The 15,275-nt window shown below is 40.6% G+C and carries 9 protein-coding genes and 1 pseudogene; 8 read left to right on the top strand and 2 right to left on the bottom strand.

From position 1 onward, the window contains the following. Window positions 1-162: 162 nt before the first annotated feature. Both moaA and ATS71_RS06560 read left to right on the top strand, forming a co-directional pair. Window positions 163-1,134: a GTP 3',8-cyclase MoaA gene (moaA, locus tag ATS71_RS06555; RefSeq protein ID WP_058404093.1), complete on the top strand. Its 972-nt coding sequence runs from the start codon at window positions 163-165 to the stop codon at window positions 1,132-1,134. Between the two features lie 105 nt (window positions 1,135-1,239). Beyond that, entirely contained in the window at window positions 1,240-2,274 is a 1,035-nt protein-coding gene (locus tag ATS71_RS06560; protein ID WP_058404094.1) for a GGDEF domain-containing protein, read from the top strand. Here ATS71_RS06560 and ATS71_RS06565 read toward each other — a convergent pair. Beyond that, complete coding sequence (locus tag ATS71_RS06565) at window positions 2,271-3,209, bottom strand: LysR family transcriptional regulator (RefSeq protein ID WP_058404095.1); 939 nt, start codon at window positions 3,207-3,209, stop codon at window positions 2,271-2,273. The genes ATS71_RS06560 and ATS71_RS06565 overlap by 4 nt on opposite strands. Window positions 3,210-3,329: 120 nt before the next feature. Here ATS71_RS06565 and ATS71_RS06570 point away from each other — a divergent pair, with 120 nt between their 5' ends. The 5 genes from ATS71_RS06570 to ATS71_RS06590 all read left to right on the top strand — a co-directional run bounded on the left by ATS71_RS06570 (window position 3,330) and on the right by ATS71_RS06590 (window position 12,821). Beyond that, window positions 3,330-4,499 (top strand): efflux RND transporter periplasmic adaptor subunit, encoded by a 1,170-nt coding sequence (locus ATS71_RS06570; RefSeq protein WP_058404096.1) that lies wholly within the window; start codon window positions 3,330-3,332, stop codon window positions 4,497-4,499. Window positions 4,500-4,508: 9 nt separating this feature from the next. Beyond that, window positions 4,509-7,661: an efflux RND transporter permease subunit gene (locus ATS71_RS06575; RefSeq protein ID WP_058404097.1), complete on the top strand. Its 3,153-nt coding sequence runs from the start codon at window positions 4,509-4,511 to the stop codon at window positions 7,659-7,661. Next, the gene (locus tag ATS71_RS06580) at window positions 7,654-9,066 is read left to right on the top strand and encodes a TolC family protein (protein WP_058404098.1); all 1,413 of its coding nucleotides are present in this window, start codon (window positions 7,654-7,656) and stop codon (window positions 9,064-9,066) included. Before ATS71_RS06575 ends, ATS71_RS06580 begins: the two co-directional genes overlap by 8 nt. A gap of 9 nt (window positions 9,067-9,075) precedes the next feature. Beyond that, window positions 9,076-10,104: a zinc-binding dehydrogenase gene (locus ATS71_RS06585; RefSeq protein WP_058404099.1), complete on the top strand. Its 1,029-nt coding sequence runs from the start codon at window positions 9,076-9,078 to the stop codon at window positions 10,102-10,104. A gap of 461 nt (window positions 10,105-10,565) precedes the next feature. Next, complete coding sequence (locus ATS71_RS06590; RefSeq protein WP_058404100.1) at window positions 10,566-12,821, top strand: acyl-CoA dehydrogenase; 2,256 nt, start codon at window positions 10,566-10,568, stop codon at window positions 12,819-12,821. Window positions 12,822-14,124: 1,303 nt separating this feature from the next. Here ATS71_RS06590 and ATS71_RS06600 read toward each other — a convergent pair. Further along, a pseudogene (locus ATS71_RS06600) lies at window positions 14,125-14,373 on the bottom strand (IS110 family transposase); the annotation flags it as partial. A gap of 107 nt (window positions 14,374-14,480) precedes the next feature. Here ATS71_RS06600 and ATS71_RS06605 point away from each other — a divergent pair. Continuing rightward, window positions 14,481-15,275 (top strand): transposase (locus tag ATS71_RS06605; RefSeq protein ID WP_058404102.1); only part of this gene is annotated, 795 nt, incomplete at its 3' end.

Below are 15,275 nucleotides of genomic sequence, written 5' to 3' on the forward strand. Positions count from 1 at the left end.
TTGCAGTGCGATTTATTAGAGATGTTTAATTTTGAGAGGTATTTGCACCCTCAGAATTAGTTTAAATACGAGTCAACCCATGTGGTACTGTGTAAGCATAAAGCAATTCAACGCTCAAGGCTCTACGGGCTCTGTTTAAAAAAGTAAGGTTAAGGTTTATTTATGCTCATCGACCCAGCAGGGCGAAAATTTAGTTACTTACGTTTATCGATCACCGATGTGTGTAACTTTAAATGTGTTTATTGTTTACCCGATGGCTACCAATGTGACCATGATAGAGAGTTCCTTTCACTGAATGAGATCAGTAATACGATCAGTGCTTTTGCACATCATGGTATTACTAAGCTGCGTATTACCGGGGGTGAACCCACCCTCAGGAAAGATTTTATAGATGTTATTCGTGCAGCAAAAGATACCTCAGGCATTACAAAAATAGCGGCTACAACAAACGGCTTTTCGATGCATAAACACATTAACAATTGGGTAGATGCAGGCCTTAATGCGATTAATGTGAGTATTGATACACTTGATGCAAGAATGTTTAACACCATTACTGGTCACGATAAATTTAATACAGTGATGAAAGGCATCGACACCGCGTTAGATAGTGGCATTGAATCGGTAAAAATAAACAGTGTACTAATGAAGCAATATAACGGCCAAGAGCTCGATACCTTTTTAGCGTATTTGAAGCACCGCCCAGTTACTATGCGCTTTATTGAGTTGATGCAAACAAATGACAACAAAGCATTTTTTGATGCAAACCATATATCGGGTCAGTCAATTAAAGCACGATTGCGTGCAGCGGGTTGGCAGCCAATCATTAGAAGTGTTACAGCGGGCCCAGCTGAAGAGTTTTATCATCCTGATTACCAAGGCCGAATTGGTTTAATAATGCCCTACAGTAATGATTTTTGTAATTCGTGTAATAGGCTAAGAGTGTCGTCTTTAGGTAAGCTACACCTTTGCCTGTTTTCAGAGCAAGGCATCTCGTTACGTGAATACATGAATGAAAGCTCAAGCCAAGCACTTATAGATCAGCTCTCTGTTTATATTAAAACTAAAAAGCCAACACATTTATTGCATCAGGGTGAAACCGGGGTCACAACAAACCTTTCTATGCTAGGTGGTTAGCGGTTAAAATTACTACAATATGGCCGAATAACACTCAGTTACACTTGTTATATATTTATTACACGGTAGAATAATCCCTTAGTTCGACATTACTGAGTTAATTGAATGGATATCACTGCTCTAAATAGTACCAAAGCATTAAGAAAGCATGTTCTTGTATGGATGTGTTTGTTTTTTGGCTCTGTATCACTGTTTTTTAGCGTTTTAAACGTATTTAGTGGTGTGTTCTTCCTCGGTTTTTTAGAACTGTGTTTTTCAGTTTATTGCTTATATACCATTTATCACTTAAACAAACATGCATTACGGTTTTGGCAATCAGTTGTCATGTGCGTGTTGGTGTGCATTATAGTTCTTTACGCTAACCTTATATCAGCCCCCAAATATGGATTATTTGTTTGGTCTTTTGCCATACCCGTATTGTGTTATCTGTTGATGGGTAAGCGTTACGGTATCTTTTTTTCAGGCACAGTACTTGTTATTCAATCGTTAACTCTATTTAGTAAATATACTGGCGAATCAATTGTTAATTTTAATATGGCAATTAATTTACTATTAGCGTACGTCAGTATTTGGACTGTATCGCATATTTTTGAGGGAAGCCGCGCGCTTTCATCTAAACGTTTAAAAAATCTAGCACTGCTTGACCCACTAACGGGGGCGGGTAACCGGTTATCAATGAATCATTATTTTGAAGTGGAACTTATTGATAAAACAAATACCTATTTATTTTTACTCGACTTAGATTACTTTAAACAAATAAACGACAAATTTGGCCACGACGTAGGGGATAAGGTACTTACTGAGATTGCTACGCTTTTAAGGGTAACGTTAGCAAAGGGTTACGTGTTTAGGGTGGGTGGTGAGGAATTTGCCGTTATTCATTCGTTTGATTCAAAAGAAAACGCTTTACTTGCTGCTGAAAAACTAAGAGCGACTGTAGAGAAAACCCAGTTTAATATAGACGGTAAAAAAATAAAGCTCACCATCAGTGTGGGTGTGGCAAGTCATCAGGTTAACTCTTCGCTCGAATCCATTTTTATTGCAGCCGATAAACAACTTTATAAAGCAAAACGTTTAGGCCGCAATAAAGTGTATGCTAATTCGAAAGAGCATAAAAATTCTGAACTAATACCTGCCTAATACATTTGCTCAAAGTTTGGAATACCGTGCTCCCATATTGGTTTATCTTTTCCTAAATATTCGCGTACTGCATCAAAAAATAATCGTGTACGTACAGGTAAATCTCTGTGCGGATAAACAGCATACATTGCACTGTAATCCATTAACTTTACATCCGTTAGTATAGGTATTAATTTACCGTCGGTAATTTCGTCACCGATTATAAATGCCGGCGCTACAAAATAAGCTGTACCAGAGATTGCTTTCATAAGTAGTGCTTCAGCATCGTTAGCGCGATATACACTTTTTATTTTTTGCTCACATGGCTCACCCGAACTGTTGTAATAGTCAACTGTTTCAACTCTCATCGAGTTACTGGCATAACTTGCGGCAGGTAAATCGGCTAATTCTTCCATTGTGGCTGGCATACCATACGTGCTGATAAATTCGGGAGCGGCAACAATTAACAAGCGATTACGGGCAATTTTGCGGGCAATAAGGGATGAATCCTTTGGCTCACCAATTCGAAATGCTAAATCGAACCCTTCAGATACAATATCAACTAATCTGTCATCAAGTCTTAATTCAACCTCAACTTGTGGGAAACGCTTTTGAAAGTCATTAAGTACAGGTTGTAAGTAGCGCCTACCAATGAGTGTTGATGAGGTTATTTTAAGGACGCCACGAGGCTCTAAATGGTAGTTTTCGGCCATTCGCACGGTTTCGCCTAGTAGTTCTCGGAGCTCACCGGCTTTTTTTATCATTTCTGCGCCGGCGGCAGTAAGTGAAAATGAGCGGGTAGTGCGGTTTAATAATCTAACCCCTAGTTCATCTTCTAAACGACTAATCTGTTTTGAGATCACAGAACGGTCGATATTACGTAATTCAGCAGCTTTAGCAAAAGAACCTTGCTCAACTACTTCAAGCAACATCAAAAGCCGACTTGTCGTATCCATAAAACCACCATAAAAACACTATTGATGCCATTTTGGCATTAATGAATTTAAAAATCTATGGTTTTTGTCCGCAGGTATAACCCGTAGTATGCGTCCTTAATCAATTAAAGGAGCGTCTTCATGAAAAAACACCTTATCGCTGCTGCATTTGCAGGCGCATTTTTAACACTTGCCGGCTGTGCAGATGAAAGCACACCGCCTTCGGCTCAAGCGCAATTTCTTCAACCTATCGATGTTGCTAACGTACTTGTTAAACCAGTACAAAGCTGGCACACCTATACAACTCGCTTAGAGTCACCGCAAGAAGTTGCACTCATGCCTCGAGTGTCAGGTGTTATAGAGGCGATTACATTTAATGAAGGCGACCTAGTTAAAAAAGGCGATGTATTATTTAAGTTAGATGACCGTCCGTTTGCGGCAGTGGTTGCCAGTTTAAAAGCGCAGGTTAATAGTGCGCAAGCTGCACTTGAACAAGCAAAAAGCGAGGCTAAGCGCGCTGAGCGATTAACTGAGCGTAAAGCAATTTCAACGGAACAAGCAGAGTCACGCACGTCTGTATTACGCCAACGCGAAGCACAACTTGCAGCATTACAAGCGCAATTAACCTCAGCCAAGCTTGATTTGGAATTCACAGCCATAGTGTCACCAATTGATGGTGTGATTTCACGTGCCAATATAACTAAAGGTAACAACATTATTGCAGGGCAAAGTGTGTTAACCAGTATTGTTTCTAACGAAAAAATGTATGCCTACTTTGACGTAGATGAGCGCACATGGAACAGCGATTTTAGCAATGTAACCGCACAAAGCCGTCAACCGGTAGTAATGCAAAAAGTAGGCGAGCGTGGGTTTGCTTACAAAGGTTACATTAACTTTATTGATAATCAAATTAACTCATCAACCGGTACGCTGCGTGTACGCGCCGTATTTGACGAAGATAACAGTCACCTACGTGCAGGTTCATTTGCGCGCATTAAGCTTGCTGCTAATTCAGTAACAGAGCAAATAATTGTCCCAGACAGAGCGATAGGGACTGACTTAAAAAACCGATTTGTACTCACTGTGGGTGAAAACAATGTGCTGCAGTACAAATTAGTGATAGTGGGTGAGCGTTATGGCTCTCTTCGCGCGGTCACGTCAGGCCTTTCAGAGGGCGATGTAATAGCAGTAAATGGCCCCGCTCGCGTTGGGCCAGGCATGCCAGTGGCACCTAATAAAGTAACCATTGATAGCAGTGATGTTGCATTCACATTGGCCAATGACGATTCAAGCTTAGTCGCAAAACAATAAGGTTTTTAGATGAAATTTTCACACTTTTTTATACAGCGACCCATATTTGCGGCCATGCTGTCGTTGGTCATTTTAATTGCTGGTGGTATTTCGTTATTCCAACTGCCGGTCAGTGAATACCCAGAAGTAGTACCGCCTACCGTGGTTGTGACTGCAAGTTACCCAGGGGCTAACCCAACGGTAATAGCACAAACCGTAGCAACACCACTAGAGCAAGAAATTAACGGCACAGAAAACATGCTATATATGTTTTCGCAAGCAACCAGCGATGGCCGTATGACACTAACGGTGACCTTTGCATTAGGCACCGATTTAGACCGTGCGCAAGTACAAGTACAAAACCGTGTAAACAGTGCATTGCCTCGTTTACCCGAGGAAGTGCAGCGCTTAGGCGTAGTCGCTGAAAAATCATCACCCGATTTAACTATGGTGGTGCATTTATATTCTCCTGAAAAATCACACGATACTGCGTACTTATCTAACTATGCAGATCTCTATATAAAAGATGAAATTGCTCGTTTATCCGGGGTGGGCGACATTCGCTTATTTGGCGCCGGTAAATACTCCATGCGTGTGTGGTTAAACCCCGATGCACTTTCTGCACGAGCGCTGACCGCGACCGACGTGGTAACTGCGCTTCGCTCGCAAAACCAACAAGTTGCAGCGGGTAGTTTAGGTGCTCAGCCTGTTTCTAACGAGAGCCAATTTCAAGTATTGTTAAATGTAAAAGGCCGTTTAAACAGTATTGAAGAGTTTGAACAAGTAATTATTAAAGTGGGTGATGAAGGGCAAATAACACGCCTTACTGATATTGCCCGCGTAGAGCTTGGCCAAGACAGCTACTCACTACGTGCTGAGCTTGACTCGCAACCCGCATTAGCTATGCCTATATTTCAGCGCCCAGGCTCAAATGCAATAGAACTTTCAGACCAAGTACGAGAAACCATGGCGCGTTTATCACAAGACTTCCCTGAAGGTGTTGAATACGACATTGTTTACGACCCTACAGTATTTGTTCGTGGCTCTATAGACGCTGTTATTGCTACTTTGCTTGAAGCTATTGTACTGGTTGTTATTGTTGTTATTGTATTTTTACAAACATGGCGAGCTTCTATTATTCCACTTATTGCGGTGCCTATTTCACTCATTGGTACTTTTGCGGTAATGCAGTGGTTAGGCGTATCTATTAACACTTTATCGTTGTTTGGGTTGGTACTTGCTATTGGTATTGTGGTCGATGACGCCATTGTAGTGGTTGAAAACGTTGAGCGTAACATTGAGCAAGGGCTTTCGCCACTTGAAGCAACCCGCGTTGCTATGAGCGAAGTAACAGGGCCAATTATTGCCATTGCATTGGTATTATGTGCGGTATTTATTCCAACGGCATTTATTACCGGACTTTCAGGTCAATTTTATAAGCAATTTGCCTTAACAATTACTATTTCAACTGTTATTTCGGCGATTAACTCCTTAACGCTGTCGCCAGCATTAGCAGCACTATTGCTAAAATCTCACGATACTAAACCAGATGCATTTACGCGTTTGTTAAATAAATTGTTTGGCCGCTGGTTATTTAAACCCTTTAACCGTGTATTTGACCGAGGCGCCAAAGGCTACGAAAAATTAGTTAAAAAACTAATTGGTATGAGCTTTATTGTGATGGTTGGCTATGTGGCCTTAGTTGGCGGAACCATTAAGCTGTTTGACGCGGTGCCAGGTGGGTTTATTCCACAACAAGATAAGCAATATTTGGTTGCCATTGCACAGCTACCCGATGCAGCAAGCCTTGACCGTACAGAAGATGTGCTTAGACAGATGCAGCAAATTGCACTTGAAGTACCGGGTGTTGCTAATACGGTTGCCTTTCCTGGTTTATCAGTGAATGGTTTTACTAACAGCCCTAATAGCGGCATAGTATTTACCCCATTAGACGCATTTGAGAACCGTACAGATCCAAGTCAATCTGCCATGGCGATTGCCGCGCAGCTAAATCAGCGATTTGCAGCAATTGACGAAGCGTTTGTCGCGGTATTTCCACCGCCGCCAATTCAAGGTTTAGGCACTACAGGTGGCTTTAAACTACAAATTGAAGACAGAGCAAACAAAGGCTTTGAAGCGTTATTTAATAGTTTACAAACAGTGATTGGTAAAGCACAACAAGACCCAGCACTCATGGGGCTTTACTCAAGCTTTAGAATTCAAGTACCACAAATGGATATTGATATTGACCGCGAACAAGCGTTAATTCAAGGTATTGCGCTTGACGAAGTGTTTAATGCTTTACAAATTTACTTAGGTTCTGTGTATGTAAACGACTTTAATATGTTTGGCCGAACATACCAAGTAAATGCGCAAGCAGATGCTGATTATCGTCTAGACCCTGATCAAATTCTTAATCTTAAAGTAAGAAATCGCAAAGGGAACATGGTGCCATTAGGCTCAGTGCTGACGGTGACGCCAACAATAGGCCCAGATCGTGTAATGCACTACAACGGCTATCCAAGCGCTGAGTTAAATGGTAGTCCAGCACCCGGGTTTAGCTCAGATCAAGCACAGCTAGCAATAGAAGCTATTTTGGCCGATAACTTACCCACTGGGATTGAATATGAGTGGACTGAAGTAACCTATCAGCAAGTATTAGCAGGTAACACTATGGTATACGTGTTCCCATTAGTTGTACTCCTTGTGTTTATGGTATTGGCTGCACAGTATGAAAGCTTGCGCTTGCCATTAGCAATTATATTAATTGTTCCAATGACTATATTTTCAGCATTACTTGGCGTGTGGTTTGTTGGTTCAGACAACAACATCTTTACGCAAATAGCGCTCATTGTATTGGTGGCTTTGGCCTCTAAAAATGCGATATTAATGGTTGAATTTGCAAAAGATAAAAACGATACCGGGTTATCCCATATAGATGCCATATTAGCGGCGTGTCGTATGCGTTTACGCCCAATTTTAATGACATCAATTGCGTTTACCGCGGGTGTTATACCGCTTGTACTTGCAACCGGTGCAGGAGCAGAAATGCGCCATGCAATGGGTAATGCCGTATTCTCAGGGATGATTGGCGTAACCGTATTTGGCTTATTATTTACACCTGTGTTTTATATGCTCGTTGTAAAGAAAAAAAACGACGTACAGGAGCTGTCAAATGACTAAACCAATAGCTAAGCAATTTAAAACACAGCTAACGGTTGCCACTGTGTTAATGGCTGCATTTTTGTCTGGCTGTGCAAGCAAAATTGATACACGTAGCGAGCAAAATGCAATTAACGAATTTGTTGCAAATGCTGCAGTAGCTGAACAAATAAGCGGTGCAGACGAAACTAACTGGTGGCTGGGGCTTGAGTCTAAGCAACTCAATCAATTAGTAACAGATGCTTTGGCTAAAAACTTCGACTTAAAAACAAGTCAGCTTGTGCTTAAAAGCGCATTAGCTAGGCTGGGTGAGCAAAAAGCACAATATTTACCGCAAGGTGGTATTGAAATAGGCGCTCAAAGAAGTGGCTTAGGTAATACAAATACACGCCAATCAAGCGCTAATTTTGCGCTTGATTGGCAGCTTGATTTATTTGGGCGAATTACTGCTTTGGTTGATGCAGCGAATGCATCAGCCATGAGCCAAGCAGAGCAAGTTCGCTTATTGCAAATTGAAGTTGTCTCGTCGGTTGTAAAAGGGTTTGTAAGCTATCAAGGTAATGTTGAAAAACAGCGTATTATTAGCCTGCAAATAGAAGCACTTGAGCAAAGTATTGATGTGCTACAGGCACGTGTAGATGAAGGCGTTGCAAGCGAACTTGATTTAAATCGGACTATGGCGCAATTACGCCAGCAACAAGCGTTAATTCCCGCCATTGAGTTTGCAAAGTATAGTGATTTATCAACCCTTGCAGTGCTAACAGGTCGTTTAACTCAAAACACTAAGTTGACTAACGAACAGAGCGTTTTAACTAACAAGTTTAACGTAACACTTGCTAAGCCAAATGCCGCTATTGCATTGAGGCCAGATATTAGCCGCGCACTTTATGATTTTAGCCAAGCGAACAGCTTAAGTGTGGCTGCAAGTAAAGCATTGCTTCCAGATGTAAGTTTGAGTGCTTTTGCAGGTGTGCTTAGCTTAGGCAGTAATGGGTTTAGCGACACACAGCAGCAGTGGCAAATAGCGCCTCAATTACAATGGTCATTATTAAGTTACCCTGCTCTTTTAGCACAGCGCGATGCGCAGCAATTATTAAGTGAAGCAGCCTACAACGATTATCAAAACGTTGTTCTTAAAGCACTTAGTGAAAGTGAGCTCTCGTTGCAGGGAATGGTTAATCAGGCACAGCAAAAAAACTTTGCAGATGAGCGTTATGACTTTGCTAATAAAGCCTTTTTACAGGCAGAGGCCATGTATGAGGAAGGTCAAATTCCTTATCTAGAGTTGTTAGATGCCCGTCAGGATGTTTTAATAGCGCAAGAAAATGCAGTTGAAACAACCATTTTATCGTTACTTGCAAAGGTCAATGCGTACCAGTCATTTAATGGGCGTTGGAGCTATGCATTAAGTAACACAAATAAGTAGAGTTTAACGATGTCTGATACTGATATTTTAGCGCAAAATACTATGCCGCAAACAATGCGTGCCATTGTATTAGAAACGCCTAATGAGCAAATAAGTTTAGCTGACATTGAGATACCCGTACCTGAGTGTTCAGATAACGAGCTACTGATAAAGGTAGAATATGTTGGCTTAAACCCTGTTGATGGGCATTTTGCAAAATCAGGTTTTTGCTTGTGGCAGTACCCGCATATTTTGGGACTAGATGCGGTGGGTGTTGTTGTAAAGGCAAGGAAAGGGATTTTTCCTAATGTGGGTGAGCGTGTTATGTGGCATGCAAACGTAGGTGGACAAGGGGTATTAAGTGAATACACCAAAGTACCTAACTTTGCAGTATCTGTTGTACCGTCAACTTTAAACCCAGCCGTTGCTGCCGTACTGCCTTGTGCCGGAATGGCGGCGCTTATTAGCCTCGATAAAATTAGTATCACAGAAGGTCAAACTGTATTTATTGACGGTGGTGCTGGCGCTGTGGGCCAGTTTGCTATTCAGTATGCTAAACAGCGAGGAGCCGATGTATTTGCAACTGCTTCTAAAAAAAATCACAAACTTGTTAAACAGCTCGGCGCGGATGTTGTGTTTGACTACAACGATAAAAAGTTGTGTGAAAAAATTCGTAGGGAGCTGGGCCCGCAGGGGTTTGATGCAGTTATAGATACTGTGGGTGGCGAGTCTACAGCGCGAAATATCGAACTAATGCGATTTTGCGGCAAAATAGCTTGTTTAAATCCATTGCCATGTTTTGACCAAAATTTAATGTATAAGCGTGCACCTAATATTAGTGTTGTGTCGCTTGGTGGTGCATGGTTGGCTAATAGTTTGTGTGCCCAACAGCGTTTAAGCTTTATGGGCAATTTGTTAATAGAGGGAGCTAATAATGGCGACATTAAAGCACCGACCCTAACGCCTGTTGAGTTTAACGCAAGCGCGGTTTCAAATGCTCTAAATACACAGTTAGCGGGTGGATTTACCGGCAAGCAAGTCGTACAAATAGGCTGTTAACACGCTTTAGTTAATACAAAACGCAGCGTATTTAAGCTGCGTTTTTTTATGCCCTTTTTCTTGTATATTTATTTTAATAAGCCCAACCGTGCTGTGCATTTTTATAAAAAATGAATGATCTCATAGCACATAATTAACGTGTTAACTCTCCTTGTTTCATTCAATAAATCAGGCTTATATTTTTAAAACTAAAGCGCGCTCTATTTCAGAAAACAATTCAAAAAAGCGGGCGTTATCCTCATGATCTATTATTTGATGCCTTAGCGCGGCGTTTTATTCATCAATTTTTAAAAAAATACTATTTTCAGCGTACAAGTGTAAGCCTTTGTGTTTCAACAGTTTACGTTCGGGTAAAGAAAATAATTTGAAAAAACTGTTAATTAATTGGATAGAGTAATTGATCTAAAGCGATTTTTATGACGTAATGTAGGTATTATTTATCTGGTCGGATGAGTTCAATCATGAGTTTACGTACAAAGTTAAAAAAAGTTTTACCAAGTATTTCTATCACTGAGCAAGAAGCGCTAGACGCGGGTGATGTATGGCTTGAAGGTTCTATCTATCAAGGTAAGCCTGATTTCAGTGCATTACGTGATGTTCCAGCAGCTACTTTAACAGCTGACGAGCAAGCATTCCTTGACGGCCCTGTACAAGAGCTATTAGGCATGATTGATGATTCAGTTATTCAAAATGGCATTCATTTACCAAATGACATTTTAGAATTTTTGAAAAAAGAGCGTTTCTTCTCGCTTATCATTCCTAAATCGTTTGGTGGTTTAGAGTTTAGCCCTTACGCTAATTCAACAATTGTTGGCACAATTGCGACTAAAAGTTCTGCGGTTGCCGTTACGGTAATGGTACCTAACTCGTTGGGTCCGGGTGAACTACTTCTTCATTTTGGTACACAAGAGCAGCAAGCGCATTACTTACCACGCTTAGCAAACGGTACAGACATCCCATGTTTTGCATTAACTAGCCCAGAGGCGGGTTCTGATGCAGGCGGTATTCCAGACGTTGGTAAAGTTACTAAAGGTATACACAACGGCGAAGAGGTACTTGGCCTTGAAATTACATGGGACAAGCGTTACATCACACTTGCACCAATTGCGACTGTTCTTGGTTTAGCTTTTAAAGTTGTTGACCCTGATGGTTTACTAGGTGGTAAAGAAAACTTAGGTATTACCTGTGCACTTATTCCAAAAGAGCACCCAGGTGTAGAACTTGGTAACCGCCACGATCCAATGGGTATCCGTTTTTATAATGGTACTACACGTGGTAACAAAGTATTTGTACCAATGGATTTTGTTATCGGTGGACAGAAAAACATCGGCCGTGGTTGGCAAATGCTGGTTAGCTGTCTAGGCGCTGGCCGTGGTATTTCATTACCTGCGCTAGGCGTAAGTACAGCGCAAGTTGCACTTAAGTCTGCATCTGAATACGCAGCAGTGCGTGAACAGTTTGGCTTATCAATCGGTCAGTTTGAAGGTATTCAAGAAAAGCTTGCTGACATTGCGGGTAAAACATACCTACAAGAAGCAATGCGTGTACTGACAACTGAAGGTTTAGGCATGGGCTTAAAACCATCGGTAGTAACAGCAATTGCTAAATACCACATGACAGAGCTTGGCCGTGATGTGCTTGATTCAGCGATGGACATTCAAGCAGGTAAAGCGATTCAAAATGGTCCGCAAAATACACTAGCAAGTGGCTATGTTGCACAACCTATTGCAATTACTGTAGAAGGCGCAAACATTCTTACTCGTAACCTGATGATTTTTGGTCAAGGTGTTATGCGTTGTCACCCATATTTACAATCTATGGTTGAATCAATCCACAGCGACGACAAAGGCGCTGATGCAGAATTCAACGGTATTTTACGTAAAACAATTGGTTACAGTACAGCAAACAGCTTACGTGCATTTCGTTTAGGTGTATTACCATTTACAGCTGGCGCAAGCTCAGCATTACCAGAAGTACGTGACTACGAAAAAGCAGTACACAAACTATCTGCAAAACTTGCAGTATACGCTGACTTCTCGTTGTTAGTACTTGGCGGTAAATTAAAGCAAGCTGAAATGCTATCAGCACGTTTAGGCGATGTAATGAGCTTCTTGTATGCAGCTATGGCATCAATCAAATACTACGAGCAAAAAGTAGCGAGCAGCGAGCGCGAGCAAGCAGCACCTTACTTCCACTATGCAACTCGCTTTGCACTACAAAGCGCAGAAGAAGCATTGCACAAGTTCTTAGATAACTTCCCTGCAAGTGGTACTCGTAAGTTTATTCGTTTTATTACGATGAACTACTCAACTAAAATGCCAAAAATCAGCGATGATTTAATTCGCGAATTAGCTGAACAAGCACAGCTTGATACAACCTTTAAAGCGCAAATAACGCATTTAGTTAAGCCTATCGAAGGTGACGGTCATCACATCAATGAGCAAGCTTACAAAGCTAAAATTGCATCACTAGCTGAACTTGCAAAAGTTAAAAAAGCACTACGTGCAAGAACTATCAAGCCAGGTGCTCGCTTTAGCATCACCCTTGAAAACGCACTTGCTGCAAACGTAATTACAGACGCTGAGTTTGCTCAGTTAATTGATTACAACAAAAAACGTGAAAAAGCGATTCGTGTTGATGAGTTTGATTTTGATATGAACATATTAGATGACAACGCACAACCAGTTAACCCACTTAAAAGTGTTGTTAACCAGTAAGCTATAAAGCTAATTCAATGATGCAAAGCGCCAGCAAAATCGGCGCTTTTATTTTTGAGCAAATAATTAGTGTGGAGCCCCGTTTGATTAAAACTAAACGGGGCTTTTTTGTGTGTTATTCAAAGTAGCAATAGATAGCGATATTGGTTTGAAAGCAAATATGTAACGGTAGAGGATTAAAAAGAGGCGCTCATAATCTTGAAAAAGGGCTAACAACCCCATTAGCAGCTTGTGTTTTAGCTGACATGTTACGTTTTAATAATATGTTCTAAAAACGCTTCGACTTCTGAATTTCCCATTAAGCTTGGGTGATGTTTGTTGTGAAAGTGAATAAAGTTTGGACCTAACTCAAATAAGCATTAATAATTATTAATGAATACTGTCGAGTGAGCATATAGTCCGCAATGTAATTTAAATACGCATAGCGAGTTTTCATTTTCAATCCGTCGAATTTGTGCTGTGTATATGTACAGCTATGGCTTGGTCGCTCGCATAGTCAAGAAAACGACCCAGTCGCTCGTTTCATACTATGAAAAAAAGCGAGCACAGATGAATTTTAATAACACTGGCAATTAGTTGACAAGTTTGTTAAAAATAAACTAATAAGAAAACGAGCTGCGCAGTGGTAGAAATACGCGCGATTAGCTCGCTATAAACATGTTATGTGCCAAGGCGCTTAAGGAGTCTATGAGCAAATTAAGACTTGTCCAAAATATTGCATTTACTATGTTAATTCTTAGTTTAGCTGTGTTTGCTTTTAGTTCATACCGTATGGAGAGTTGTGGATATGACTGCGGGCTATTTGTAGTCGGTAGCGGTATCTCAACAATAGTTTATTATGTACTGTCTTTTTGGATAAGTCTGATTATGGCCGCGATTGGAATATATTGTTTGTTGCGCCTTAGAAGATACAAAAAACTGGATTTAAACGAGTAAAAAGGAGCTTTAAGTTTGGGTGTTGATTTAGCACATAACAAAAAAATTCAAGCGGACATTGCCAAGAGCGGGCAACGCCGCTTAATTTGGTGTTAGCAGGCAGAGCTAATTGTTATGTAAATAAGTTTTTTACATTCATCGCTTGTTAAAATATTCTTGGTGCGTTGTAAGTAAACTATGCAATGAATTTAAGCGGGGCTGCATACTTTCAAGTAGTAAAGTTGGTTAGCTCGTTAAAGTTTTTAATATGGTAAACATTGTTCAGGTAATCAAAAATTTCAGTGTTTACCTAAAACATAATGTTACTTAATAGTGTGGTATAAGCTGCCAGCTAACAACACGCCCTGAGGTGGACGACTAGAAAAATTTAGCTATTAATTGCAAATTTTAAAAGTGGTGAGCCTCTGCGTTTCAATGCTGCTAAATACGTCGATTCATCGTAGGGTGTATTCGTTTTCCAACACCTAAATACAATCCTTATCCATTTAAATGCCAGTGATCTAATAATGCTGTTATGCGGCTTACCCTTGGCTTTTTGTTGCTCATAATACGCTTTAGCCCAAAATGAATAACGAATAGAAAAGCCTGCCCATTCTACAAATGTTTGCCTTAAAAAAAACAAAGATGACACCAAAAAAACAAAGATGACACCCATCCTAAAGTTTGTATTTTTCGTTTTTTTTACTAACTTTCAATTAGTGCAAAATATAATCAGGGTGTCACATGGCAATTGCAAGAAAGCGTCAAGTAAGTTTGGTTGATACAAAGTATTATCACTGTATTTCACGTTGTGTTCGACGTGCTTTCTTGTGCGGTGAAGATCGTTTTACAGGTCAATCTTTTGAGCATCGCAGAGGGTGGGTTGAAGATAAGCTGCTTGAATTAGCAAAGGTATTTTGTATTGATGTATGTGCTTATGCAGTCATGAGTAACCACACCCACTTAGTCCTGTATGTAGATGATAAAAAAGCGGATCGGCTAAATGATAAAGCAATTGTTATTCGTTGGCACAAGCTATGTAAAGGCACCGCACTTACGCAAAAATACATACAAGGTGAGAAGTTAAGTAAAGCTGAGCTTATCTTTTTTAATCAAACAGTAAAACAATACCGTGAACGGCTAGCAAGTATCAGTTGGTTTATGCGGTTATTAAATGAAGATATTGCGCGTAAAGCGAATAAAGAAGATAACTGCACAGGGCGATTCTGGGAAGGCCGCTTCAAGTCACAAGCGCTACTTGATGAAGCAGCATTGGCAGCCTGTATGGCATACGTTGATTTAAACCCAATTAGGGCCAAAATGGCAAACACGCCAGAAGAGTCATCACATACGAGTGTGCAAACACGATTAGAAAGTGCAACAGAAGGCAAACAACCAAAAAAACTATTACGTTTTGCCGGAATACCACGTCAAATCATGCCAAAAGGGTTACCGTTTGAACTTAAAAGCTACCTTGAACTGGTTGAATTAACAGGACGTTGTATACGAGAAGGTAAACGCGGGTATATTGAAAGCACA

It is taken from the genome of Pseudoalteromonas sp. H71 (genome assembly GCF_001468485.1).
Classification (GTDB): domain Bacteria; phylum Pseudomonadota; class Gammaproteobacteria; order Enterobacterales; family Alteromonadaceae; genus Pseudoalteromonas.

Coding starts and splice junctions, on each gene's coding strand:
- ATS71_RS06560 (WP_058404094.1), top strand. CDS start 1,240: ATGGATATCACTGCTCTAAATAGTACCAAAGCATTAAGAAAGCATGTT.
- ATS71_RS06580 (WP_058404098.1), top strand. CDS start 7,654: ATGACTAAACCAATAGCTAAGCAATTTAAAACACAGCTAACGGTTGCC.
- moaA (WP_058404093.1), top strand. CDS start 163: ATGCTCATCGACCCAGCAGGGCGAAAATTTAGTTACTTACGTTTATCG.
- ATS71_RS06590 (WP_058404100.1), top strand. CDS start 10,566: ATGAGTTTACGTACAAAGTTAAAAAAAGTTTTACCAAGTATTTCTATC.
- ATS71_RS06570 (WP_058404096.1), top strand. CDS start 3,330: ATGAAAAAACACCTTATCGCTGCTGCATTTGCAGGCGCATTTTTAACA.
- ATS71_RS06565 (WP_058404095.1), bottom strand. CDS start 3,209: ATGGATACGACAAGTCGGCTTTTGATGTTGCTTGAAGTAGTTGAGCAA.
- ATS71_RS06575 (WP_058404097.1), top strand. CDS start 4,509: ATGAAATTTTCACACTTTTTTATACAGCGACCCATATTTGCGGCCATG.
- ATS71_RS06585 (WP_058404099.1), top strand. CDS start 9,076: ATGTCTGATACTGATATTTTAGCGCAAAATACTATGCCGCAAACAATG.